Genomic DNA, 23455 nt, shown 5'->3' on the forward strand with positions numbered 1-23455 from the left:
AATAAAAGCTCAGAATGTTTAAATAAGCAACAGTAAAGGAATATAAAACAACCAGGGCTAGAAATAAAGCCCTGGTTTGTGATTAAGGTAGCATTCAGATATTGCTGACGATTTCTTTTATCAACGGCGGACCTTTAAAAATAAAGCCCGAATAAATCTGTACGAGGGTTGCACCAGCAGCTATTTTCTCACGTGCAGCAATCACCGAGTCGATACCACCAACACCAATAATCGGCAGCTGACCTTTTAATTCCTGAGACAACTGGCGAATAATTTCTGTACTTTTTAATTGCAACGGTCGACCGCTCAGACCACCCATTTGATCGCAATTTTTCATTCCCTGAACAAGAGAACGATCGAGGGTGGTGTTAGTCGCAATTACGCCATCAATATTATGACGAACTAAACTATCGGCGACCTGGATCAGTTCTTCCACAGAAAGATCCGGCGCGATCTTTACCGCCACCGGAACATATTTATGGTGGATCGCTTGCAGATCGTTTTGCTTATTTTTAATTGCCGTCAGGAGATCGTCCAGCGCCTCGCCGTATTGTAGCGTACGTAATCCCGGCGTATTCGGCGAAGAGATATTAATCGCGATATAGCCAGCATAAGCATAGACTTTTTCCATACAAATCAGATAGTCATCTTTGCCGTTCTCTACTGGGGTATCTTTGTTCTTACCAATATTAATACCCAGAATACCGTCGAAATGTGATTTTTTAACGTTCTCAACCAGGTTATCAACCCCGTGGTTATTAAACCCCATGCGGTTGATCAAACCTTCTGCATCGACCAGACGGAACAGACGCGGTTTATCGTTACCCGGCTGAGGGCGTGGCGTCACGGTACCAATCTCAATGGAACCAAATCCCATCGCGCCGAGCGCATCAATGCACTCCCCGTCTTTATCCAGTCCGGCAGCAAGCCCGAGCGGATTTTTAAACGTCAACCCCATACAGGTAACCGGTTTTGCCGGTACTTTCTGGCGCACAAGCGCTTCAAGCGGTGTGCCGGTAATGCGACGTAATTGCTGGAATGTCAATTCATGAGCGCGCTCTGGATCGAGCTGAAAAAGGGCTTTACGAACGAAGGGGTAGTACATGAACTCTCCTGGATTCCCGGTGTGCAAACCGGGGGCGTATTATGTGCGATCGCGAGCAAAAAGGGAATTGACCTGCGGCAATAAATAGCAATCGTTTTCCTCGCCTCTGCCTTTTTATTCAATTTCCAACTTTTCTATCCCGTATAAATCATTTCGATAAACAAAATCTCTCTGCCAGACTGCTCAAATTGTTATCAATGTTAACCAAAAGCAAACAATTAGTTATAAGGGGAGAATGAAATTATGCGCGTCATCACTCTGGCGGGGAGCCCTCGCTTTCCCTCTCGATCCAGTGCGTTACTGGAATATGCCCGAGAAAAACTTCACGGTCAGGATGTCGAAATCTTTCACTGGAACCTGCACAATTTTGCCCCGGAAGACCTGATCTATGCTCGTTTCGACAGTCCGGCGCTGAACACATTTATCGAACAATTGCAGGATGCAGACGGGCTGATTGTCGCAACACCAGTCTATAAAGCCGCTTACTCTGGCGCCCTGAAAACCCTGCTCGACCTACTCCCCGAGCGGGCGCTGGAAGGGAAAGTGGTTTTGCCGTTGGCGACCGGCGGCAGCGTGGCGCATTTACTTGCCGTCGATTACGCGCTGAAACCGGTACTGAGCGCATTAAAGGCCCAAGAGATCCTGCACGGTGTGTTTGCTGATGATTCACAGGTGATTGATTATCAGCATAAACCTCAGTTTACGCCCAACCTTCAGCAGCGTCTGGACAGTGCGCTCGATACCTTCTGGCAGGCGTTGCATCGTCGCGATGTCCAACTTCCTCAACTGAACACCCTGCGAGGTGCCGCTCATGCTTGATTTTCTCAGGCGTCACACGTCATGGCTGGCACTGACCGGGTTGTTGTCGCTGTCAACGCTGGGGCATGCCGCAGAATCGGCCCCCGATGCCCTGCGTATTGGTTACCAGAAAGGAAGCGTCAGTATGGTGCTGGCCAAAAGCCATCAGCTACTCGAGAAACGCTATCCGCAGACTAAAATCTCGTGGGTCGAATTCCCGGCTGGACCACAAATGCTGGAAGCACTCAATATCGGCAGTATCGATCTCGGCAGTACCGGTGACATTCCGCCGATTTTCGCCCAGGCAGCCGGGGCCGATCTGGTTTACGTGGGCGTCGAGCCGCCCAAACCGAAAGCCGAAGTGATTCTGGTGCCAAAAAATAGCCCGATCCAGAGCGTCGCGCAGCTTAAAGGACATAAAGTCGCCTTCCAGAAAGGCTCCAGCGCCCACAATTTACTGCTCCGGGCGCTGCAACAGGCCGGACTGAAATTTACCGATATTCAACCGACGTATCTGACTCCCGCCGATGCGCGAGCGGCCTTTCAGCAAGGAAACGTGGATGCGTGGGCTATCTGGGATCCCTATTATTCCGCCGCGTTACTGCAAGGTGATGTACGCGTACTGAAAGACGGCTCAGACCTCAAGCAAACCGGTTCGTTTTATCTCGCCGCCCGTCCTTATGCCGAGAAAAATGGCGCTTTTGTACTTGGCGTACTGGATACCTTTAGCCAGGCCGATGCGTTAACGCTCAGTCAGCGCCAGCAAAGCATTACCCTGCTGGCCAAAACCATGGGGCTACCCGAACCGGTGATTGCGTCTTATCTGGATCATCGTCCGCCAACCACCATTGTGCCAGTCAACGCCTCTGTTGCTGCCCTACAACAACAAACCGCCGATCTGTTTTATGACAACCGTTTGGTGCCGAAAAAAATCGATATTCGCCAGCGTATCTGGCAACCCACTCAGCAGGCAGGAGAAAAATTATGAGTCTGAATATGTTCTGGTTTTTACCCACCCACGGTGACGGTCATTATCTTGGAACGGAAGAAGGTTCGCGCCCGGTTGATCACAGTTATCTGCAACAAATCGCGCAAACGGCCGATCGTCTTGGATTTACCGGCGTCCTGATCCCAACCGGTCGCTCTTGCGAAGATGCCTGGCTGGTCGCCGCTTCGATGATCCCGGTCACCCAGAGATTAAAGTTTCTGGTCGCGCTGCGCCCAAGTGTCACCTCGCCAACGGTTGCCGCACGTCAGGCTGCGACGCTCGACAGACTCTCAAATGGCCGGGCGTTATTTAACCTGGTGACCGGCAGCGATCCACTGGAGCTGGCAGGTGACGGCGTGTTCCTCGATCACACAGAACGATATGAAGCCTCTGCTGAATTTACTCAGGTCTGGCGGCGCTTGCTGCAAGGTGAAACGGTGGATTTCAACGGCAAACATATTCATGTCCGCGGCGCGAAGCTGCTTTTCCCTCCCGTACAACAACCCCGGCCACCGCTTTATTTCGGCGGCTCGTCTGATGTCGCACAAGACCTTGCTGCCGAGCAGGTTGATCTTTATCTGACCTGGGGCGAGCCGCCGGAACAGGTGAAAGCGAAGATTGAACAGGTGCGGGCCAAAGCAGCGGCGCTCGGGCGCAAGGTCCGCTTTGGTATTCGTCTGCATGTGATCGTACGGGAGACAACCCACGAGGCGTGGCAGGCAGCGGATCGTCTGATAGCCCACCTTGATGACGACACCATTGCCAAAGCCCAGGCCGCCTTCTCAAGAACGGATTCGGTTGGTCAGCAGCGAATGGCTGCACTGCACAATGGTAAACGCGACAAACTGGAAATTAGTCCGAACCTGTGGGCAGGCGTTGGACTGGTACGCGGTGGTGCGGGTACCGCGCTGGTCGGAGATGGTCCGACTGTCGCGGCGCGTATCAACGAGTATGCCGCGCTGGGAATCGACAGCTTTGTGTTGTCCGGATACCCACATCTGGAAGAGGCATACAAGGTTGGCGAGCTGCTGTTCCCGCATCTGGATGTTGCTATACCGGAAATTCCGCAGCCGCAATACCTGCAACAACAAGGTGAAGCGGTGGCAAACGAATTTATCCCGCGCAAAGTCGCGCAAAGCTAAGGAGCGGCTAATGGCAACGCCGAAAAACAGGTGGTTATTACGCCTCGCGCCCTGGTTTTTACCGGTAGGTTTGGTGGCGCTCTGGCAGCTCGCATCTTCAATGGGCTGGCTGTCCACTCGCATTCTGCCCTCTCCGGAAGGTGTTATCGAAGCTTTCTGGACGCTTTCCGCCAGCGGCGAGCTTTGGCAGCATCTGGCCATCAGTTCCTGGCGCGCGCTGATCGGATTCTCCATCGGTGGATCGATTGGCCTGACACTGGGACTTATCAGCGGTCTTTCGCGTTGGGGAGAACGCCTGCTGGATACCTCGGTGCAGATGCTGCGTAACGTACCGCATCTGGCGCTGATCCCCCTGGTGATTTTGTGGTTCGGCATTGATGAATCCGCCAAGATCTTTCTCGTGGCGTTGGGCACGCTGTTCCCAATTTACATCAACACCTGGCATGGGATCCGTAGTATCGATCGTGGGCTGGTAGAAATGGCGCGCAGCTATGGATTATCCGGCTTTTCACTGTTTGTTCATGTGATCCTCCCTGGCGCCCTGCCCTCGATTATGGTCGGCGTGCGTTTTGCTCTCGGGCTGATGTGGCTGACGCTGATTGTGGCGGAAACTATTTCTGCCAATGCAGGTATTGGTTACCTGGCGATGAACGCCCGCGAATTTCTGCAAACCGATGTGGTCGTGGTGGCCATTATTCTCTACGCCCTGCTCGGCAAACTTGCCGACGTCAGCGCCCAATTGCTGGAGCGAGTCTGGCTACGCTGGCATCCGGCTTACCATGTAAAGGAGGCTACCGTATGAATACCGCTCGCCTGAACCAGGGTACACCGCTGTTGCTGAGCGCCGTGACAAAACAATACGCCGCCAATACAGTGCTCAATCAATTAGATTTGCATATTCCGGCCGGACAGTTTGTTGCCGTGGTTGGCCGCAGCGGCGGTGGTAAAAGTACGTTGCTGCGTCTGCTGGCAGGGCTGGAATCGCCGACCTCAGGCGCATTACTTGCCGGAACCACCCCACTGGCGGAAATTCAGGATGATACGCGTATGATGTTCCAGGATGCGCGTCTGCTGCCATGGAAGACGGTTATCGATAATGTGGGCCTGGGTCTGAAAGGTCAGTGGCGCGATGCGGCCCGAGATGCGCTGGCCGCCGTTGGGCTGGAGAGTCGTGCTCACGAATGGCCGGCTGCGCTGTCCGGTGGACAAAAACAGCGTGTAGCCCTGGCACGGGCATTAATTCATCGCCCCGGTTTGCTGCTGCTGGATGAACCCCTCGGCGCTCTGGATGCCCTAACCCGCCTTGAAATGCAGGATCTGATCGTCTCTTTATGGCAAGAGCACGGCTTTACCGTACTGCTGGTCACTCATGACGTCAGTGAAGCGGTGGCAATGGCCGATCGCGTGTTGCTGATTGAGGACGGAAAAATCGGGTTGGATCTGACGGTGGATATTCAGCGCCCCCGCCGTTTGGGATCGGTACGGTTATCCGATCTGGAAGCGGAAGTGTTGAACCGGGTTATGAAACGCGGCGAGACGGAACAACCGATCCTTCGACATGGATAACCGCTCAGAAAACCAGGCCCGGTAGCGCTTACCGGGCCTTTTGCCGGATGGCGGCGTTACCGCCTTATCCGGCCTACTAAACTACAGGTCAACGTTTCAGGCTAACGCTTTGTCAATCTTCTCGAACAGATCGCCGGAGAGATTCTCCAGAACTTTCAGCTGTTCCAGCGCCGCACGCATTTTCGCCTGACGTTTTGCATCATAACGTTTTAAGCGAATCAGCGGCTCAATCAGACGTGACGCCACCTGCGGGTTACGGCTATTAAGCTCAGTCAACATGTCGACCAGGAACTGATATCCACTACCATCTTCCGCATGGAATGCCGCCGGGTTGCTACCTGCAAAGGCACCGATCAGCGAACGGATTCGGTTCGGGTTACTCATGCTGAAAGAGCGATGCTTCAGCAGGCCGCGTACCGTTTCCAGCACGTTTTTCGCCGGGCTGGTGGATTGCAGGATAAACCATTTGTCCATCACCAGACCGTCATGGTGCCACTTATCGTCATACTCCTGCATTAGCGCGTCGCGACAAGGCAGCTGCGCAGCCACTGCCGCGGATAGCGCCGCCAGCGCATCGGTCATATTGTTCGCTTCACGATACTGCTTGCTTACCAGCGTGTCAGCCAGATGGGTTTCGCCAAAGGCCAGGAAACGCAGGCAGGCGTTACGCAGCGTACGCTTGCCAATATCGGCATGCTCAACGCGGTACTCATCAAGATGATTAGCGTTATAGATGGCGAGGAATTCATCTGCCAGCTCGGCCGCCAGCGTGCGGGTTAACGCTTCGCGTACTTCGGTTATCGCCACCGGATCGATGATGTCGAACAGTTCGGCTATTTCATTTACTGAAGGCAGCGTCAGGATCTCTGCCGCCAGCGCCGGATCGATTTTCTCATCCAGTAAAATTGCGCGGAATGCATCAGCCACGTGTACCGGCAGCGACAACGGTTGTCCCTGCTGATGACGGGCAACGTTAAGCTTAATATAGGTCGCCAGCAGGCTTTGCGCCGCGTCCCAACGAGAGAAATCGTTACGCGCATGACGCATCAGGAAGGTCAGCTGCTGATCGCTCCATTTGTATTCCAGTTTTACCGGCGCGGAGAATTCGCACAGCAGCGCCGGAACCGGCTGGAAGTAGACGTTATCAAAGACAAACGTCTGCTCTGCCTGGGTGACGTTGAGTACAGAATTCACCGGGTGCCCGCCTTTTTGTAGCGGGATCACTTTCCCTTCGTTGTCATACAACTCGAGGGCGAAAGGAATATGCAGAGGCTGTTTTTCGGCCTGATCCGGCGTGGCCGGCGTGCGCTGGCTGATCGTCAGCGTGTACTGCTCAGTTGACGGATTGTAGTCATCACGCACGGTCAGAATCGGCGTACCGGACTGACTGTACCAGCGGCGGAAATGGGAGAGATCAACGTTAGAAGCATCTTCCATCGCCTGCACGAAATCATCACAAGTTGCAGCACTTCCGTCATGACGCTCAAAGTACAGTTGCATCCCTTTCTGGAAGTTAGCCTCACCGAGCAGGGTGTGGATCATACGAATGACTTCAGCGCCCTTTTCGTACACGGTCAGGGTATAGAAGTTGTTCATTTCAATGACCATATCCGGACGGATAGGATGCGCCATCGGGCTGGCATCTTCAGCAAACTGCAGACCACGCATGGTGCGCACATTGCTGATGCGGTTTACCGCGCGTGAGCCGAGATCGGAACTGAACTCTTGATCGCGGAACACGGTTAAGCCTTCTTTCAGGCTCAACTGGAACCAGTCACGGCAGGTCACACGGTTGCCGGTCCAGTTGTGAAAATACTCATGACCGATAACGCGCTCAATATCGAGGTAGTCTTTGTCGGTGGCGGTATCGGTACGTGCCAGCACATATTTGGAGTTAAAGATGTTCAGACCTTTATTCTCCATCGCGCCCATGTTGAAGAAATCTACAGCGACAATCATATAGATGTCGAGGTCATACTCGAGGCCAAAGCGCTCTTCATCCCATTTCATGGAGTTTTTCAGCGAGGTCATCGCCCACGGTGCGCGGTCAAGGTTGCCGCGATCGACGTACAGTTCCAGCGCCACTTCACGCCCGGAACGGGTGGTAAAGGTATCGCGCAGAACGTCGAAATCACCGGCTACCAACGCAAACAGATAGCACGGTTTCGGGAACGGATCTTGCCACTGTACCCAGTGACGACCATTTTCCAGTTCGCCCTGCGCCACACGGTTGCCGTTAGAGAGCAGGAACGGATATTGGGTTTTATCGGCGATAATTTTGGTGGTAAAACGCGCCAGGACATCAGGCCTATCCAGATACCAGGTAATATGGCGGAACCCTTCCGCTTCACACTGGGTGCACAGCGCTTCGCCAGACTTGTACAGCCCTTCCAGCGCGGTATTGGCCGCTGGGCTAATTTCATTCACGATACGCAGCGTAAAACGTTCCGGCAACTGACTAATGACCAGAGCGCCCTCTTCTTCTTTATATTCTGTCCACGGCTCGTCGTTCACGTGGATCGACACCAGGGTCAGATCTTCGCCATTCAGGCGCAGGGGCACATCGGACGCGCCATGACGGACAGCCTGGCTCACTGCGGTGACCACGGTTTTTTCAGCATCCAGGTCAAAGGTCAAGTCAATATCAGTAATCTGGTAATCCGGCGCACGATAGTCGTGACGGTATTTGGCTTGTGGCTGTTGTGTCATAAAAAAACCTTTAGCATCTTTAATAGAGTCTCGGCTTCAGTCTATTCCTGTTGCGTAAATCGCGCTACGCAGAATGTTCATCTTTTCAGGCACAAACACCCTTTTTGCTACATTTTCATAATATGAACTCATAATTTTTAATATCGATAAAGATCGTCCAGGAGCGCATGAAACAAGGGATGAGCGAGATCGAGATAAAGCTTGATTAACGAACTTTAACGAACTTCACAGACCACTTTTGCCCCATCCATGCCCCACACATAATTTTAGTCAACGCCAGCCCCCATCAGCCCTGCAGGGCAAATCGATAACAAACACACCAGCAGTATGTTCCCCAAAATTTAAAAACAAGTGGTTCATGCCTTGACAGACAAAACCGCCAAAGCAAAAATACTGTATATCCAAACAGTAAACAGTGGAGCACGTATGTTCGTAGAACTGGTTTATGACAAGCGTAATGTTGAAGGACTCGAAGGGGCCAGAGAAATCATTCTGGCCGAACTGACGAAGCGGGTGCACCAGATTTTCCCCGATGCTGATGTTCGGGTTAAACCGATGATGACACTGCCGGCAATCAACACTGACGCCAGCAAGCATGAGAAAGAACAGATAAGCCGTACTGTTCAGGAAATGTTTGAAGAGGCTGATATGTGGCTGGTTTCAGATTAAACGTCTTGAGCCATCATATTGCTTAAGTACAATCCGCCGTGACTGGCAATCATTCAATACTCGCACTATCGAACGTTCGCCAGTCGGTCGCTGCCATGCTCTTGCATACGGCGTGGTTGCGTCAACTTTCAGATCCCGGCCCCATCCGGTATATCGGAGCCATTGTTTGCTTCTGCCTGCTTCCGGTTCCAGGCGCTGTCTTCTGGCATATCCATACGAACATCGATCCAACTGCAGACCGGGACGTCGATCGGCTCGCCTTTGACTTTTATAATTTCGCCGTCATCAATCATCATGTATTTACGCCTGAACAGGCGGATCGTGATTTCGCCGCTTTCCGTCTCTTCTCCTTCGACAATGCCAAGTTCACCCATACCTCCTGGGTCCATTGGTGGAATCAACTGCCAGCCTTGTGATGCCAGGCCAGACGAACCGGTAAGCACATACACTCCGGTTTCCTGACGTGAAATACTGATACCTTCAGCTTCTTCGTTTGCTGTGCCGCATCCACACCATGCAAAGCCATTTTTATCCACATCCATACGCTGGTTTTCTTCCTGCGATTTGACAATACGGGCGACCGGAGAGGCGGACTTCAAAGTACCGTCACTGGATTTCGTCGTATTTGCCGTCGTGTAAACTTCATGCCAATTGTAGGTCCCGTTCTGTGCATGTGCCGTCTGAATAAATGCCCGGCCATCAGTTGTCCATACAAACCACGTAGTCGATGGGGTGGTGTCAAACTGCAATTGCAAGCCTACACCCTGCCCCTGCGGTTTATTTATTGTACTGCCAGTGTAGCGGCCAAAACCAATTAAGGTTGTATCAGAGAAATTATCTATATGACGCGCTACTGTCATCCCTATAGATTTTGCGTTAAAAAGATTCTCTGAGTTAACGCCAGGCATTAATTTATCTATAGTTGCATTGGCCGTGGCAGCACTTCCGAGGCCTAGAGTTTTTCTCCCCCCTTCTGGGGTCGTTGATCCGAGCCCACCCTGATCTAAAGGAACAGCCCCATTTATTTTTGTGGCCATATTATCGGCCAAGTATTTCCATGACGGGCCGGTGAAGGTAGTGCCGTCTGGCAGCCTTACGGTAATGGTTCCGGCACCGCTGAATACCTGCTGCCAATTCTGTTTGTCATAATTCAGTCCACGCAGTGCTTCCGCACTCTGAGTCACCAGCGCGGAGGTAACCATATTCAGTGCTACACGCGGGACGGCAGACCAGGCTGCACCTGACTGCGTTGGTCCGGTGAAATTGCTCACCAGTGTCAATGATGTATTGCTGTTGACGGTCTTAACCTGGAGGGTGTAAGGAATACCGCCCACTGTAACGACAGCGAAATCACCGCCCGCCAGTTCTGTAGTAAATGCTGTTCCGCTGCCGGAAACAGCAGCAGAGTTATTCGTCAGGGTGAGTGTTCCTGCGGACATAGATTTTTCCTCAATACATATTTGGGATAACGGGAAGTGGCGTGGTCACATCTCTGTAGAAAGAGAAGTTACCCGCAGTGGATGCGTAATTTCCGAACACGGCATTACGTTCGCTTCTGACGCGCCCCCCTGACATTACAATTCCGTTGTACCTGACATTGTTATATCCTCCGATAAAACGGCTTCCCATGCCGCTTCGTATTATGGGGAAAAAACCTTGTCCTATATCCTTAAAATCCTGCGACAGGTAAATACTGTTACGGTAAACAAAAGGACGTTTTTGAGTGGAAAACGTTACCTGCCCTGCACTATTGGTCATCGTTATTCCATGCCCCGCTACTGGTGGCGTGTTATTAAAAATAACAAGATCAATATCGACCTTCCCCTCCAAATCATCCCTGCCATCATACTGAATATTACGGCAAACCAGCCCTGACCCGTCGAATGCCACTGATACCCCGGCATTATCCCATCGCCCGAAAGGTATCCCCTGGACGGGAAGTGGCAAATAGCCATCAACAGTTACACGCCCGACATATTGCGCCGTCATCAGTCTTGCGTTGTCAGGTATTGCCGTGAAGTCGGTGGAGTTTTCAACGAGGATACCCACACTACCCGCACTGGCTGGCATAATCTCCATAACAGTTCCTGAGAAGCTGGTAAGCCGGTTGCCGCTGGTCCCATTGATGGTTCCATATTTTATATATGCTGAGTTCTGATTATTTAGTCCGAACTCAGTAACATAATAAAACTGTGGCACGAACGTGACATCGTTATAATCAATCACGCTTTTTGGTATGAATATTACCTGTGAACCCGGCGTGCTCTTGATATCAAAGTTAATTATGCGGGCTGCGGAAGGAACCAGGTTATTAATGCTTAACTCACCGCATAAAGACGGAGCGCGAAGCCCAGCAGTTATTGCCATGGCTGGGCGCCCGTCATTGTAGTCAATCAGAATCCCCTCCGGCATTATGTCCACCTCCCGACAACAACTTTTCCTCCACCAGGCAAATTAACCGTCAACCCGTTTCCATCTATCCTCACAACATTATTTAATCCGTTAAATGCGAACTCCCCGCTGTCGGCATAAAGCTTTCCATGAAATTCAGCATTCCCCGTTTTAGGTAAATTCCAGCCGCGCCCGCCACCACCGGAAATAAAATTTGACGACTGAAGAGAATCAGTTATTTTTCCGAAATCTATGGATGCTTCCTGAATCAATGCACTACGAATAAATACCTGACCGTTATAGACAAAGAATGCAGCCTCCCAGTTACCGGGGTTATTACCGGAATAGATACCGAACTGATCGGCGGCAAATACAACTGTGGATTTATACCCGCTGCCGTCCGGCTCAATGGACATGCCGAAACCGGTATTATATTTCACACCGTTCCTGACAATACCCATATTCAGGGTGTAAGAGGCTTTGGCTGTTCCGTCACTTTTTACTTCAGCTGTCATCTTCTGGTTTACAGCAGCCATTAACTGTCCATCAGGACCAATTTGCGCCTGTACATAATCAGCCAGTTCAGCAAATGCACCATCCAGATTTGCCACTGTTGTCCTGACCGTCATAATTTCAGCTTTAACTTCACCGTACTGTTCAAACTGACGCTGGACCGTTCCATGATTCGCCAGCGCATTTTCCATAATACCTTCCAGGTTAGTATCAACCCCGGCCTTAATATTCTGGAACGCGTCAGAGTTCTGAATCTGATCATCTATGATGTCAATCAGCCCGCCCGTATCCATAGAGCACAGCGCCGGCACTTCGATAAAACCGGATGCACCAAAGGCGTTAACCGTTCTGATGTACCAGTAATAGGTATGTCCAACCTGTAGCTGATTGCTTGTCCATGTGGTTCCCATGCCTTCGCAGCTGGCACTCCCTTCCACCGTGGCTGTTGAGGTATTTGGCAGTTTCGTTTCGCCTGACGTCCAGAAATCGAACTGTGTGGAAACATTAGTGATCGCCGCCAGACGCGGGATCAGCGTGACGGCAAAGAATCCCTGCTCAATATCAACATGGGAAGGTGCTGGCGGGGCTTCAATGCTGAATTCCAGATATCCTTCTGGCGATTCTGCCCCCATCTGGTTTACGGCAATAACGTGGGCTGTGTAAGTATTTTTCGGTAACCCGGTAAGACGCGTGAACGTCCCCGGAACCTGGACGGACATAACCATCTGACCATTGCGGCGAATGACCACCTTGTTGTAGACCACCTGCCCGATGTTCTGCCATGACAGAATGCCCTGTACAACCTGTCCAATTTCCTCCACGGTGTATTTCAGATTCTGCGGCTGCGCCACCCCACCGGATGGCAACTGAGTGAACGGCGGTCGCTCGATCGGTTTACCTATGGCATCCCCCCAGACATCTGCCGTTTCCTGCTTCAGAGTCAGTTGCACGCCATTCTGAACGCCGAACTTCCAGTCAGTTACCCGCATCTCAACATTCACGATACCGATAGACGGGAAATTCACCTTCACATACATTCCCGGGCGGTAACGGTACCCGCTCAGGTTTAACGTAACGTTCATGGTTCTGGCGATGCGGGTGCGCTTTAACTTCACGTCAGCCAGACGCTGGGCCTGAAATTCAGAGGTCACAAATCGCAGCTTCATATCCTGCGATATTTCCACGCCATCTTCCGTCACCCATTCACTGACAGACACAGAAGGGAAATCCGCTTCGGTATAGCCCTGCTGCGGATCGACAAATGTCCCCTTGATAGTGTTAACACGTTCCGCCTGAGAGACTTCTGGCATGATTTCGATATCACCGGCCAGCTGGCTCTCAGTGATCACCTCTGTCGCGGGGCCGTAGTATGCCCCAACCAGAAGGCCATGTTTACCCGCGGTATATGTTACATCCCCGGCACATGCCGCCAGCATTCCCTCCAGAATACTGACCTTGTTTTCACTGAGATCGAACTCACCGTTAATCGTGTAACGCTTCTCAACGGTATTACCGCCAGTAATCACATCCTCATCACAGATGTTCGCCGCTTCCTGAAACTGGTCCCAGAGAATATCGGTGTCGGGTACTTTCAGGTAATTGCGGTAATAGTCCAGGATAACCAGCGCCGCATTATTGCTGTAACCCGTCAGTCCGGTACGCGGGTCGTAAATAGCCCGACCCTGCTTTTCGACCTTGATGTTAGGGATGCCTGCCGGGAATTTTTCAGCATTGAATTTCAGGGATACACGCAGCCAGGTGATCCCTTTCCCGATCATGTCTTCTTTCCATGACGGGCAGTTTTCCAGCATGTAGGGGTCCGCCGTCTGGCGATTGGTGTGCAGCTCGAAAAAGGCATGCTCAGGATAGCTACTGATCGGCTCATCACCCAGCCAGACAGTCTGTACACAGGATAACGGATGCCCCGCCAGGGCAATGCCCAGATGCAGCATTTCGCCATCATCCTGTTCGCCAGCCTGCTCTTCGGAAAAGAACAGAGTGCCCGCCGACGTTGAGCGACCGTAAACAACGGTTTTGGCACTGGCCGCAGCGCGCAGAACCTGTTTGCGTTCTGACGTATCACGGTAGGAATTCAGCGACGGGGTCTTGGTCAGCGCCTGAGTGGCAATCTGTGCGGCAACGGTAATAACCATCGCGATGGCATACATTTCATTTGCCGCCGCCACACCTGCAGCAATGGTGGCAACAATAGGAACAGCAGCAGGCATTAACGCACCCTCCAGACACTCAGCGGTTTAACCCGCAGACTGACAAGACCATTTTCGCCGGGCACCCACACAACACCGGAATACACCACCCCGGCACATCGCGCATCGGCATTTTCAACCACGGCAATATCCCCTCGCTGCGCCAGCTTCACTGGCACCTCATCGAGATAACGGGCCAGCACCTTTTCAAGCGAACCGCCACCGCGCAATATCGCCTTTTTAGCTCCATGCTCGCTGTCGTAGGTTCCGCGCCAGCCTGCCGCAAAATCCTCGCCGCACATGGCCTGAGCGCAGTCCGCCGCGAACAGGCAGCAGTCATGACTGCCCCATAAAAAAGGCCGCTTTTCAGCGGCCCTTATTACAGTGATTAATCTGTTATGCCAGTCCGGATGCTTCATGCTTCCTCACTTATAGGTAAATCCTGGCGCATCTTTTTTACTGCCCCAGTAAATAGAACGTTCTGACATCTGAGCCACATACCGGAATATGCGGTCACCGGGATAAGCAGCCTGCTGCGATTCATCGGTATAACGATCGGGGAAAGGACGCTGCCAGTCTTCAAAAATATTACTGATGGTGTACTGCAGGGCGTTCGTCCCGCCAGCAGTCGCCCCCGTACTGGATACCCGCCCTTTAAACAGGAGATCGGCAACCTGGACAACACCGCTATCATCCATGGCCACCAGATAAATTTCGGCATTTCTGCCCACGCATCGCTCATTCAGCGTGGTGGCAAAGAGGGCCATATCCAGACCTGAAAGGGTCATTTTGACCTGCGTGGGGCTGGTCGTGCTGGTTTCACTGGCATCATCAACAGAACCCATGCGCCCCATGCCGTAATAGACATAGCCGCCGAGAACCAGTGTCCCGGTACCGGAATGCACATAGACGGTACCGGATTCAAACTGAATATTAGCGGCGATCGCGACCGTCACCCTGTCGCGGGATAACCAGTCCACCATCGAATCCGAAAAGGGGGAATACAGCATTAAAATGCCTCCTCAAGCTCCAGCGTGTAACTGGTAAAAACACCCGGCACACGGTTACCTGCACCCTGCTGGTTGTCCTTCAGTTTGAAAATTCCGTAAGGTTTCGCGACCTCAATGGCCGCATTAGCAGGCGGCGAACCACGCAACATCGGAGCAAATGCAATCATTGCGGTACCGTTCGCTGCACTCGTCACATCAGCTGTGACCATCTTCAGCTCGTCGTTAACAGTGAAATAATCGCCCTGTCTGAGCACCACCGTTCCTGGTGTCCAGCCCTTACTCTGAAGCTGGGTTCCGGTCTGATTAGCGCCATCAACAACTGGCGTTCCAGCAGGTGTTCTGCCACTTCTCCCCCAGTCACGAACTTTTACCCTGCCATACTCGCCATCGAGTGAAGCCACCAGAGCATCAATACGTCTGGATTTTTCATCTGTCAGGTTATTAAAGGTCAGGGAACAGACCCAGCGGGTACCGGGAAAGCGTGCTGTCTGCGATGAGCCATTGAAGGGGGAACGAAAAGTTTTGGTATTACTCTCCGGTCGCCAGGTCAGCGACGCGGGACAGACATCTTCCGGCCATTCGAGTACAGCCATAGATTCTCCTGCATTATTCTGCGCACGGCGGCGCTACTGATCATTTGTCAGGATGTTACTGATTTACATACCTGGTTATGGTTGTTACTCAGCCCGTCAGTGGTGGGACATTGACGCACTCAGATTAAGGAGGGATAGCTGATTACCTCTGGATAAGGAAATAAAATGAAGTTTTACCTGTCTAAAGTGCAACTGCTACACATTGGAATGCCAGGTGATTACGAACCAGAAGCCGGGGATCCAAATGTCAGATTTACCGTTTATGGTGAGCACGGAGAAAGCATCACCAATCATATATACATTAAGGATGCGAAGAGTCGCACTCTCGTGGATCTTGAAAAAGAAGTTAATCAGTACCTCAATGGATTATATTCCGCCTCAGTCAAGTAATCGGCGTAGTGGTCCACGAGAAATAAAGTCTTGATGTATTTGTTTCATAGCCGCCTCCGCACCAGCAGTAGCGGCTTTCTCCATTGCCTGGCGTAATTTATCTGATTCGCTTACAGGGGAACTAAAACAGTTAATAACAATAACCCCTCCCCCTTTAAGATGAACAGTAATACCGCCATCTGCTAATGTAACTTTGTCGCCCCGCTCCTGAAGTCCATTATCATTAACTTTCAGTTGCTGTCGAACAGAAGCACTGAGTTCATCAATCGCACAGTTAATCTCATTATTGGCCTGGCGCATACGCAAAAGCGACTTTTCCAGCACTTCAACTCGTTCTTCTAAAGTCATAACTGTCTCCCGCCTTTCGGCTTAATGAATATTAATAGTGCATTACACGCCAAGTAGTCGCCTTGCCTGACCTCTATTAGAGAAGTCCTGAAGCAAATCCTGACGCGCCTGTTTCGCACCATCATTAGCTCCCTGTCGTGCAGCTTCCTGCATAGCCTGTTTCAGTGCAGCGTCTCCGTTACCGGAAATAGAGAAATGCTGATGAATAATCGTATCACCGCCGCCTGATGTAGCCCCCTGAGTACCAACCATGCGAACACCCAGCGAACCATCAGCTGATCGTGTCAATGGCATAATGGCTTCCGGCCCCGCCTCCCCCATAAGCCCGGCGCCTTTTGCAAAAGCAAAATATGTCGGTGTGCTAACAATGCTGTTGCTGTAAGCGCTCAGACTTTCAGAAGCATATGCGCCACCTTTCGCATTTAGCTTTATGCCTGAAGCGGCAGAGTTATAAGCGCCGGAAGGAGTGCTACCAGATGCAGCCCCAGCGCCCGCACCAAACATACCGCCGATTGAACTGAAAAAACCGCTGTTACTGGCTGAGCGCAAAGAATCCACCAGCATCGCATTGAGGATAATTTTCTGCATAGACTGAAGCACCGAACTGGCCCAATCTTCCCAGTCAACCTTATTACCGGCCAGTGCATCAGATATGTTACCCACCAGCCCGGACATTGCGTTATTCACCAGGTCAGCAGACTGAGATGCATAATCAGAAGCAGTGTCAGCCCAGTTTGCAAAACCTTCACGCATACCCGTTGTCCAGTCACTACGCTGAGCGTCAGAAGCTGAGTAGTAAGCTTCCTGATCTCGTAACCGTTCATCGAGATAACGTTTATTCAGTGCCAGTTCCTGACGGTATAGATCTTCAGAAATATCGCCTGACTGGTACTGCCGCTGCAGATCAACGTTCTTCTGCTGAAATTCCTCCCGGATGCGTAGCATTTCCTGCATACGTTCACGCATTCGGCTTCCCTGTCCATACCCGGTAAGTTCTGCCTGGTTAGATGCTCGCGCGCTGGCGTTTGAGTCAGCGAGGTTAGCTTCATACGCCGCTAATTGTTCGCGGATTTTCTGCTGGTCGATAAGTGCAGCATTCTGTAGCAAAATTTGCTTCTGCGTTTCTGTCAGCGTAGCCAGCTCGCCCTGGCTTACCTGATATTTAAGCTTTGCCAGTTCGGTATTCTGCCCAGCAAGAGCGATCTGCTCTTTCTGTTGCTTAATCAGCTTGTCATAAGTATCCGCAGTTTTTTCAGCTTCTGTTTTTCCACCTTTTGCTTTCGGCTTGTTAGCCTGATTATTTCGCCACTCCGCCAGTCCATTGTTTATCAGCTCTTGTCTGCTAGTTTGATACTGAGGATCATTTGTCAGCCCGAGATCGTCAGCAGTATATCCAAGCCGAACCCGTTCTTTAGCTTCTCCCTGTAACCTAGATAACTCCAATTCACGGCGACTCTTTGCTAGCGCATCACTCTGTTTGCTGGTCAGCTCGGTCTGAGTGATGCGGAGCGGGATGTTAGCAAGTCCCTGTCGCGCTCGAAGTAAATCATTACCTAGCCCCAGCAACCTATTGAACTCAGTATGTTGCCCATTCATGTTTACCAGAGACTGATACTCAGCATTTTGACGCCAGGCTCGCTCTTTAATGAGGTCATTGCGCCGTCTTTCGTTATCTTCAAGCGATTGCGATACTGAGCGAGATTTTTCTCTTAACTGCGCGAGTTTTTCTTCTTCGACTGCGATCTGATCGGTGACTATCGCTATTGCCCTAACAATATTCAGATCGTTTTGCTGATTTAAGGCAGGATTGTTTCTCGTCTCATTAAGTTCATTCAACCGACGATTCAGGCTGTCTACACTTTTTTCTTGCTCCGTTATCAGTCGCTTCTGTTCTTCCAACGCAGCAACTGTCTGACTACGATTACTGTCGAGTTCGGGGAGAGACATTTTTGATGTCTTCTCTTTGATTTCATCTATCTGGTTTGCATATTCTCGGGCAGACTGTCGCGCCTGTTCCTGATTTTGGTACATGGTGTACCAGGCTCCAGCCCCAAGCATCAATATTCCAGGGAGACCGCCAACCAATGAAAGCAATCCTATTGCACCACTTTTGACAAGCCCCATAACAGAAGTTGCAGAATTAAGAGCTTGCTGAGATGCAGTAACAGCACGGTTTGACTGAACCAGTGCAGCATTAGCCGTAATCATTGCGCGACGTTTGGCAATCACGTTCTGGGTTGCCGTCGCTTCTGCATTAGTATTACGGGTAAGCTCAAGTTCCATCTGAGACAGTTGATATGCCCTTTCTGCTGCAATTGCGTCTGCTGCGGCTTTTCTCTGTGACTGTGTCGCTGAACTGGCTCGTGCGGCTGCGAGCGCTATCTCATTTTTACGTGCATCGATCAGTTGTGCTGTTTGCCCACTGAGATCACCAAACATACCTCCGAGAAATCTTGCGCCACCAATAGCCGCCAATGCTCCAGCAGCGGCAGCAACAGTATTAATATTATCGGAAATGGTATTGAGAACGCCCGTTAAAGCACTTGTCGCTCCAGTTGCTTCGTTTGCCCCGCCCACCCACGCCATGAAAGCATTTTCAATTTTTGTTGTAGCTGCCGCCACTGTCTGTGGCATTGCGTTGTATTCTTCCCGAAGCGATCCGAGTTGGCTGATTAATGCCGGCACAACCTTGTCAGAAGTTAATTGCCCCTGATCGGCCATCGCTTTAAGGTCTTTTCTGGCCACCCCCATTCCCGATGCCAGCGCACGGATTACACGATCGCCATTTTCGTTGACTGAGTTAAACTCTTCACCACGAAGCACACCTTGCGCTAGTGCTTGGCTGAATTGGGTGATTACTGAGCTTGCCTCTGACGTATTTGCACCTGAAAGCTTTAGACCCGTTGAAATAGCTTCGGTTACTTTCAAAACCTCTTCTGAACTGTATCCATATTCACGCATCGAAGCGGCAGAACGAGCAAAAAGGCTGGCATTATCTGAAAATGCAGTACCAGTTCTCTGGCTAATATCCATCAGCGCACGCTGTGATTCTTTAAAATCATCAGTAGACTTAGATGCCTGCTTTAACCTTGCATTAACCGAACTCCATTCATCCGCTAAAGTTATCAGGTGTCCTGTGGCGTATGCTCCAGCAAATGCACCAGCCAGTCCCATAGCAGAAGCTTTTGCAGAATTAAGTTGGCTTGTTACTTCTGCCAGAGCACGTTGTGTTTCTCTTGAAGCCGCCGCTGCCTGACGACCGCCATTTTGCATGGTTCGGTAATAATCTTGTCCGGTGCGTGAGGCACGCGCGATCTCCGTCTGGAAAGACTGAGAGTTAGCCGAGATTTTAATTATCAGTTCGCGGAGAGTCGCCATATATCACCTATTAAAAAACCCGCCATAGGGCGGGTTGTTTTTATGAAGCTAAAACTTTGATGCTTTATTTTTCTTAATAATAGTACATTCTGTTTTTTCGTTATATGTTTCACCGGTTGCGTTACTGTAAGTTTTTCTTTGAAGCTCAAGTGTTGCTCTATTTACAGAAAAGCTCTGTTTAAAAGAAGAACTCTTCTTTGACCAAGTAACCAAATCAGCACCAAATGAAGCCTTTTCGGTAAAATTTAATCCACTACCGCTGCTTGGTGATTGAAGGGATGCTGTTCCATTATCAATATCTAAAACCACCTCTAAATCTTGTGCTCTTTTATCCAAGCCGGGACATGATAAGTTGACTGTTTTAGCGTTTAATGTAAAAAAAACACTTGAGCAGAATATACCAATAAAGATAATTATTTTTTTCATTACTATTTCCCTTTGTTAAAATTTATTAAATATTAGCAAACAGAAATTTTTAATGAAAACACTATTTCATCGCCGCCTCTAAAGCAGCCTCAAGGCTAGCAAACGGGTCTTTACCTTCATCCTGCTCATCAACCCCCCAGCGTAGAATTGCATCGTCCAGCGGTACTTTTGCCCCCTGTGATCCGTAGACGGCCGAGACGATCTGAGCAGCCTGAATATCACCGCGAATATCGCCAATAGGGCTTTGCCTGTCGAACTCAATCCACATCAGAAGCTCGTTTGCTGTCATGGTCTGCCGAAGTTCTGAGAGCGTGCGCCCCATGCGGAGCGCAAGCGCCATCAGAAACTTTACGCCGGGGGTTGCGACTTTTCCCGCGCTTCATCCGCGCTGTTGATAAGGTCAAGCGCCTGTTTTAGCAGACGTGAGTGAACGGGGCCGTAAATTTCACGTACCTGCTCTTCTTCATCGACACTGAATACCGGTTGCTTGTTGGTATCGCAAAGGACATCAATGAACAGCACGACGTCAGCACAAAGATTACGGTGTGCTTTTTCTGATACAGATACCTCGCCTTCTTCATCAGCACCAGATTTTGCAATTTCCTGCCAACGTAACCACCCTTCGCCAGAAGGTTCCCGGAGAACAACCTTCACACCGCCCCATTCAGGGACCGTAATGATTTTATGACGAAAGCCTGACATTTTAGCCAGCGCCAGTTCTTTAAGACTCTTAGCCATTTTTTATCCCTGATTAAAGAAGATGATTTACGCTACCGTTACGACGCAGGTTGCTGAGGTAACTTTTCCGGCAGGTGTGGAGGCGTCGGTAACTTCACAAACATAATCACCGGCATCACCTGCAGCAGCGTTTGCCTTGTTAAACGTTGCTGTCGTCTGTCCACTAACCGCGCTACCGCCTTTCTTCCAGACATAGGAATAAGGTGCAGTTCCCCCGGCAGCTACGACCGTCAGTGACAAAGCCGCACCAGAGGTAACGGATTTGGTGTCAGGCAGATCGGTGGTAAGGCGCAGCGCGTTATCAATTTTCGTCGGCTTACCTTTCAGGCGTAGCGAGAACGTTGCGGCCACTACGCTGTTTGTCCCTGAAGACCAGGTATGCTGACGGACTTCAGACAGGAACTGGAAGCCAATACCAGACGGGAAGACAATCCGAAAACCATACGTGGTGTCGTTATCGTAAGCATCACGCAGCGCATCCTGTGCCGGGTTAACATAAAAGTTACCGGACATAGAGATTTCTGACTGAGCGCCCAGGCCGTTGATGTTTTCCTGCTCGGTTGAGCACAGCGTGGTGACATCGATGTCCTGCTTCTGGCCGCCAGTAAACTGGACCTCTTTGATAGTGCAGTGCAAATCAAGCCAGGTTGCGGCGCCAATCGTATCCAGTGTCGCTGGCGCAGAGGTGATCTGAATTTTAGTACCCTGCGATTTTTCATAAAGTGAGGACATATTTGTCTCCTGAAAATAGAAAACCCGCCGTAGCGGGTCTGTGAGTTAATGGATTTGTCAGACAGTGACCTGAAATTCCAGCGTCGCCCGGTAATACCGGTTCTCTGGTTCATAACCAGGGGTTTTGCTTATATTGGTGGGATTGAGTGGCTTAACCACCTGAAGCGCCATCTCACAAAGATTCCGCGCCTCTTTGAGAGTCAGTGAGTAAACATCCACCTGAACCGATATCCCGGATTCGGCCTGTCCGCAAAGAACATCGGCGGTCACATCAGAAATAAGTGAAAAAATCACCCATGGCGGTGATATCGAGGGCTGTCCATCACTGCCCAGCGGCGCAACGTAAGGATAAACCTGTCCTCCGGCCAGCGGCTTCAGCAAAAGATAAAGGTCATCTTCCGTCATTTACTCAGCACCTCATCAATGGCCTGGTTCATGCGTTTCATAGCAACCTGCGTCGCCAGTTCTTCGCGGGTATCAAACGCAGGACGGACAAAAGGATGTGGGGGCATATTCACTGTGCCCATTTCGACAAATCGCCAGTAAAACGCGTTACGTCGATCGGAGGCTTTCATTGAATTATCGCTGTTACCCGTTCGCATGTTTCGACCACGAATATGAACACCGGATGAAATATCACCGCGTTTACGTGATCGCTGCGTCAGCACCACAACGTTTTTCTTCAGCTTGCCGGTTCGTTCAGGCGCTCTTACTATCACCTCATCCTTCAGAACCTCAGCACCAGCTCGAGTGGCATCACGCAGAACTTTGTTGTTTTCGGCGCGGCTCAGTAATTCCAGATCGCGGGATATCTCTTCAAGGCCAGAAAAATCAAGACTGATATCAATCATTTTTCTGCTCCATTTTTACAGAGTATTTCCAGCCTGGTGGCTTTACTGTCGGGTATAGGGGGGCTGATGATATTCAGTACCGCGCCTTTAAATGGTCCTGTGAGCACCTTTAATCTTGACGCAGCAGTCACATCACGCCGGAAACGGACCCACACCCGGATCGTTGCCTGAGCCGTTTCCGCACCCGATTGCAACTGCTCCCTGCCGCTGATACCCAACACTTCCGCCCATATGGTCTTTCCCTCCTGCCACTCTTCAACCGGCTGGCCTGTCGTATCACGAAAAGAAGTAAAGTTCAGGATAGTAACGCGATGGCGTAATCGACCTGCCTGCATATACCCTCCTTATGTTCCCGGGTGCTTCCGGTGCGGCCCAAGGAGAGCCTGAACACCAAACGGCAATGTGCTTGTAATATTGCCAATATTTACCGGCTCTCTGTTCTCGTACCAGTGGCTGACAAGAAGCATTAACGCCAGTTTGATATCGTCGCTGATGATGATGCCATCAGGGTCACTATCCGGGATGCTCGTATCGTATAGAGCCCTGTTTACAATTTTCTCAGCATGGGACTTTGCTGCACTGAGATATATCGCCAGTGTCTGATCTTCAGAAACATCATCGCTGTCTATCCGGCATTGCTGCCGTAATTCGGCAATAGACGGTTTCATTTGGTCTTCTCACGTTTTGTTTTCGGTGGCTCTGGCTCTGCAGGAACATGAACACCGCCACTACCAAATTTGATAATGCCAAGTTCGGCAGCAATTTCCTCAGCGCGGACAGGTAGCTCACCGTCCGAATACACCCCTGCGGGAATGGATTCGACAATACAACCATCTGGGGACCACTTAAGTTCACGCAATAATTCAGGCATAAATCACCTCGAAAAATCGGGGCCGAAGCC

Annotated in this window: 26 protein-coding genes; 7 read left to right on the forward strand and 19 right to left on the reverse strand. The window is 50.9% G+C overall.

Annotated features, from left to right (window positions below):
* Positions 1-94: 94 nt before the first annotated feature.
* Positions 95-1105 carry a quinone-dependent dihydroorotate dehydrogenase gene (pyrD, locus tag GHC22_RS14960; RefSeq protein ID WP_003831973.1) on the reverse strand — a complete coding sequence of 337 codons (1011 nt, stop codon included), beginning with the start codon at positions 1103-1105 and terminating at the stop codon, positions 95-97.
* Positions 1106-1348: 243 nt separating this feature from the next.
* Here pyrD and ssuE point away from each other — a divergent pair, with 243 nt between their 5' ends.
* The 5 genes from ssuE to ssuB are packed head-to-tail and all read left to right on the forward strand — an operon-like array spanning position 1349 to position 5599.
* Entirely contained in the window at positions 1349-1924 is a 576-nt protein-coding gene (ssuE, locus tag GHC22_RS14965) for an NADPH-dependent FMN reductase (RefSeq protein ID WP_153753391.1), read from the forward strand.
* Positions 1917-2891 (forward strand): sulfonate ABC transporter substrate-binding protein, encoded by a 975-nt coding sequence (locus GHC22_RS14970; protein WP_048235698.1) that lies wholly within the window; start codon positions 1917-1919, stop codon positions 2889-2891. The genes ssuE and GHC22_RS14970 overlap by 8 nt, the downstream gene beginning before the upstream one ends.
* Positions 2888-4033, forward strand: coding sequence for an FMNH2-dependent alkanesulfonate monooxygenase (gene ssuD, locus GHC22_RS14975; RefSeq protein WP_153753393.1), 1146 nt, complete (start codon positions 2888-2890; stop codon positions 4031-4033). Before GHC22_RS14970 ends, ssuD begins: the two co-directional genes overlap by 4 nt.
* A 10-nt stretch (positions 4034-4043) precedes the next feature.
* On the forward strand, positions 4044-4835 hold the full coding sequence (gene ssuC / locus GHC22_RS14980; RefSeq protein WP_048235702.1) for an aliphatic sulfonate ABC transporter permease SsuC: 792 nt from the start codon (positions 4044-4046) through the stop codon (positions 4833-4835).
* Positions 4832-5599: an aliphatic sulfonates ABC transporter ATP-binding protein gene (ssuB, locus tag GHC22_RS14985; RefSeq protein ID WP_008784274.1), complete on the forward strand. Its 768-nt coding sequence runs from the start codon at positions 4832-4834 to the stop codon at positions 5597-5599. Before ssuC ends, ssuB begins: the two co-directional genes overlap by 4 nt.
* A gap of 96 nt (positions 5600-5695) precedes the next feature.
* Here ssuB and pepN read toward each other — a convergent pair whose 3' ends face one another.
* Positions 5696-8308, reverse strand: coding sequence for an aminopeptidase N (gene pepN / locus GHC22_RS14990; protein WP_153753395.1), 2613 nt, complete (start codon positions 8306-8308; stop codon positions 5696-5698).
* 426 nt (positions 8309-8734) lie between these two features.
* On the opposite strand from pepN, the gene GHC22_RS14995 reads away from it, so the two are divergent.
* Positions 8735-8977 (forward strand): DinI family protein, encoded by a 243-nt coding sequence (locus GHC22_RS14995; protein ID WP_153753397.1) that lies wholly within the window; start codon positions 8735-8737, stop codon positions 8975-8977.
* A 128-nt stretch (positions 8978-9105) separates the two neighbouring features.
* Here GHC22_RS14995 and GHC22_RS24700 read toward each other — a convergent pair whose 3' ends face one another.
* Genes GHC22_RS24700 through GHC22_RS15025 form a run of 6 tightly spaced genes read right to left on the reverse strand, consistent with a single transcriptional unit; the run spans position 9106 to position 15691 of the window.
* Entirely contained in the window at positions 9106-10416 is a 1311-nt protein-coding gene (locus GHC22_RS24700) for a phage tail protein (RefSeq protein ID WP_228553189.1), read from the reverse strand.
* 10 nt (positions 10417-10426) lie between these two features.
* Entirely contained in the window at positions 10427-11389 is a 963-nt protein-coding gene (locus GHC22_RS15005) for a DUF6453 family protein (RefSeq protein ID WP_153753399.1), read from the reverse strand.
* On the reverse strand, positions 11389-14109 hold the full coding sequence (locus GHC22_RS15010) for a DUF1983 domain-containing protein (RefSeq protein ID WP_153753400.1): 2721 nt from the start codon (positions 14107-14109) through the stop codon (positions 11389-11391). The genes GHC22_RS15005 and GHC22_RS15010 overlap by 1 nt, the downstream gene beginning before the upstream one ends.
* Positions 14109-14507: a hypothetical protein gene (locus GHC22_RS15015; RefSeq protein WP_121581689.1), complete on the reverse strand. Its 399-nt coding sequence runs from the start codon at positions 14505-14507 to the stop codon at positions 14109-14111. The genes GHC22_RS15010 and GHC22_RS15015 overlap by 1 nt, the downstream gene beginning before the upstream one ends.
* Before the next feature lie 6 nt (positions 14508-14513).
* Positions 14514-15098 carry a hypothetical protein gene (locus GHC22_RS15020; protein ID WP_121581691.1) on the reverse strand — a complete coding sequence of 195 codons (585 nt, stop codon included), beginning with the start codon at positions 15096-15098 and terminating at the stop codon, positions 14514-14516.
* Positions 15098-15691: a hypothetical protein gene (locus tag GHC22_RS15025; protein ID WP_121581693.1), complete on the reverse strand. Its 594-nt coding sequence runs from the start codon at positions 15689-15691 to the stop codon at positions 15098-15100. Before GHC22_RS15025 ends, GHC22_RS15020 begins: the two co-directional genes overlap by 1 nt.
* Before the next feature lie 165 nt (positions 15692-15856).
* On the opposite strand from GHC22_RS15025, the gene GHC22_RS15030 reads away from it, so the two are divergent.
* The gene (locus tag GHC22_RS15030) at positions 15857-16081 is read left to right on the forward strand and encodes a hypothetical protein (protein ID WP_003841703.1); all 225 of its coding nucleotides are present in this window, start codon (positions 15857-15859) and stop codon (positions 16079-16081) included.
* On the opposite strand, the gene GHC22_RS15035 is transcribed toward GHC22_RS15030, so the two are convergent.
* The 11 genes from GHC22_RS15035 to GHC22_RS15085 form a co-directional block, all read right to left on the reverse strand.
* Complete coding sequence (locus GHC22_RS15035) at positions 16070-16429, reverse strand: hypothetical protein (protein WP_016150474.1); 360 nt, start codon at positions 16427-16429, stop codon at positions 16070-16072. The two genes, GHC22_RS15030 and GHC22_RS15035, sit on opposite strands and share 12 nt — an antisense overlap.
* Before the next feature lie 42 nt (positions 16430-16471).
* Positions 16472-19807, reverse strand: coding sequence for a phage tail tape measure protein (locus GHC22_RS15040; protein WP_048997959.1), 3336 nt, complete (start codon positions 19805-19807; stop codon positions 16472-16474).
* 48 nt (positions 19808-19855) lie between these two features.
* Positions 19856-20233 carry a hypothetical protein gene (locus GHC22_RS15045; protein WP_048997960.1) on the reverse strand — a complete coding sequence of 126 codons (378 nt, stop codon included), beginning with the start codon at positions 20231-20233 and terminating at the stop codon, positions 19856-19858.
* A 61-nt stretch (positions 20234-20294) separates the two neighbouring features.
* On the reverse strand, positions 20295-20573 hold the full coding sequence (locus GHC22_RS15050) for a DUF4035 domain-containing protein (RefSeq protein WP_048997961.1): 279 nt from the start codon (positions 20571-20573) through the stop codon (positions 20295-20297).
* 8 nt (positions 20574-20581) lie between these two features.
* Positions 20582-20971, reverse strand: coding sequence for a phage tail assembly chaperone (locus GHC22_RS15055; protein ID WP_023993431.1), 390 nt, complete (start codon positions 20969-20971; stop codon positions 20582-20584).
* A gap of 27 nt (positions 20972-20998) precedes the next feature.
* Positions 20999-21703, reverse strand: a complete 705-nt coding sequence (locus tag GHC22_RS15060) for an immunoglobulin domain-containing protein (protein ID WP_038642094.1) — start codon at positions 21701-21703, stop codon at positions 20999-21001.
* Between the two features lie 57 nt (positions 21704-21760).
* Positions 21761-22108: a DUF3168 domain-containing protein gene (locus tag GHC22_RS15065; RefSeq protein ID WP_127785621.1), complete on the reverse strand. Its 348-nt coding sequence runs from the start codon at positions 22106-22108 to the stop codon at positions 21761-21763.
* Complete coding sequence (locus tag GHC22_RS15070; RefSeq protein ID WP_086539186.1) at positions 22105-22554, reverse strand: HK97-gp10 family putative phage morphogenesis protein; 450 nt, start codon at positions 22552-22554, stop codon at positions 22105-22107. Before GHC22_RS15070 ends, GHC22_RS15065 begins: the two co-directional genes overlap by 4 nt.
* Positions 22551-22889, reverse strand: coding sequence for a phage head closure protein (locus GHC22_RS15075; protein ID WP_057107378.1), 339 nt, complete (start codon positions 22887-22889; stop codon positions 22551-22553). The genes GHC22_RS15070 and GHC22_RS15075 overlap by 4 nt, the downstream gene beginning before the upstream one ends.
* A 9-nt stretch (positions 22890-22898) precedes the next feature.
* A complete protein-coding gene (locus GHC22_RS15080; protein ID WP_048221283.1) occupies positions 22899-23222 on the reverse strand; it encodes a head-tail connector protein in 324 nt (107 codons plus the stop codon).
* On the reverse strand, positions 23219-23425 hold the full coding sequence (locus GHC22_RS15085) for a hypothetical protein (protein WP_153753402.1): 207 nt from the start codon (positions 23423-23425) through the stop codon (positions 23219-23221). The genes GHC22_RS15080 and GHC22_RS15085 overlap by 4 nt, the downstream gene beginning before the upstream one ends.
* Between the last annotated feature and the right edge of the window lie 30 nt (positions 23426-23455).

Origin of the sequence: Citrobacter sp. H12-3-2 (genome assembly GCF_009649895.1) — a bacterium.
Classification (GTDB): domain Bacteria; phylum Pseudomonadota; class Gammaproteobacteria; order Enterobacterales; family Enterobacteriaceae; genus Citrobacter; species Citrobacter portucalensis.

Coding starts and splice junctions, on each gene's coding strand:
- pepN (WP_153753395.1), bottom strand. CDS start 8,308: ATGACACAACAGCCACAAGCCAAATACCGTCACGACTATCGTGCGCCG.
- GHC22_RS14995 (WP_153753397.1), top strand. CDS start 8,735: ATGTTCGTAGAACTGGTTTATGACAAGCGTAATGTTGAAGGACTCGAA.
- GHC22_RS15050 (WP_048997961.1), bottom strand. CDS start 20,573: ATGGCGCTTGCGCTCCGCATGGGGCGCACGCTCTCAGAACTTCGGCAG.
- ssuC (WP_048235702.1), top strand. CDS start 4,044: ATGGCAACGCCGAAAAACAGGTGGTTATTACGCCTCGCGCCCTGGTTT.
- GHC22_RS15020 (WP_121581691.1), bottom strand. CDS start 15,098: ATGCTGTATTCCCCCTTTTCGGATTCGATGGTGGACTGGTTATCCCGC.
- ssuD (WP_153753393.1), top strand. CDS start 2,888: ATGAGTCTGAATATGTTCTGGTTTTTACCCACCCACGGTGACGGTCAT.
- GHC22_RS15040 (WP_048997959.1), bottom strand. CDS start 19,807: ATGGCGACTCTCCGCGAACTGATAATTAAAATCTCGGCTAACTCTCAG.
- GHC22_RS15005 (WP_153753399.1), bottom strand. CDS start 11,389: ATGCCGGAGGGGATTCTGATTGACTACAATGACGGGCGCCCAGCCATG.
- GHC22_RS15055 (WP_023993431.1), bottom strand. CDS start 20,971: ATGGCTAAGAGTCTTAAAGAACTGGCGCTGGCTAAAATGTCAGGCTTT.
- GHC22_RS15015 (WP_121581689.1), bottom strand. CDS start 14,507: ATGAAGCATCCGGACTGGCATAACAGATTAATCACTGTAATAAGGGCC.
- ssuB (WP_008784274.1), top strand. CDS start 4,832: ATGAATACCGCTCGCCTGAACCAGGGTACACCGCTGTTGCTGAGCGCC.
- ssuE (WP_153753391.1), top strand. CDS start 1,349: ATGCGCGTCATCACTCTGGCGGGGAGCCCTCGCTTTCCCTCTCGATCC.
- GHC22_RS15035 (WP_016150474.1), bottom strand. CDS start 16,429: ATGACTTTAGAAGAACGAGTTGAAGTGCTGGAAAAGTCGCTTTTGCGT.
- GHC22_RS15010 (WP_153753400.1), bottom strand. CDS start 14,109: ATGCCTGCTGCTGTTCCTATTGTTGCCACCATTGCTGCAGGTGTGGCG.
- GHC22_RS15075 (WP_057107378.1), bottom strand. CDS start 22,889: ATGCAGGCAGGTCGATTACGCCATCGCGTTACTATCCTGAACTTTACT.
- GHC22_RS15065 (WP_127785621.1), bottom strand. CDS start 22,108: ATGACGGAAGATGACCTTTATCTTTTGCTGAAGCCGCTGGCCGGAGGA.
- GHC22_RS15085 (WP_153753402.1), bottom strand. CDS start 23,425: ATGCCTGAATTATTGCGTGAACTTAAGTGGTCCCCAGATGGTTGTATT.
- pyrD (WP_003831973.1), bottom strand. CDS start 1,105: ATGTACTACCCCTTCGTTCGTAAAGCCCTTTTTCAGCTCGATCCAGAG.
- GHC22_RS24700 (WP_228553189.1), bottom strand. CDS start 10,416: ATGTCCGCAGGAACACTCACCCTGACGAATAACTCTGCTGCTGTTTCC.
- GHC22_RS15025 (WP_121581693.1), bottom strand. CDS start 15,691: ATGGCTGTACTCGAATGGCCGGAAGATGTCTGTCCCGCGTCGCTGACC.
- GHC22_RS15060 (WP_038642094.1), bottom strand. CDS start 21,703: ATGTCCTCACTTTATGAAAAATCGCAGGGTACTAAAATTCAGATCACC.
- GHC22_RS15045 (WP_048997960.1), bottom strand. CDS start 20,233: ATGAAAAAAATAATTATCTTTATTGGTATATTCTGCTCAAGTGTTTTT.
- GHC22_RS15030 (WP_003841703.1), top strand. CDS start 15,857: ATGAAGTTTTACCTGTCTAAAGTGCAACTGCTACACATTGGAATGCCA.
- GHC22_RS15080 (WP_048221283.1), bottom strand. CDS start 23,222: ATGAAACCGTCTATTGCCGAATTACGGCAGCAATGCCGGATAGACAGC.
- GHC22_RS14970 (WP_048235698.1), top strand. CDS start 1,917: ATGCTTGATTTTCTCAGGCGTCACACGTCATGGCTGGCACTGACCGGG.
- GHC22_RS15070 (WP_086539186.1), bottom strand. CDS start 22,554: ATGATTGATATCAGTCTTGATTTTTCTGGCCTTGAAGAGATATCCCGC.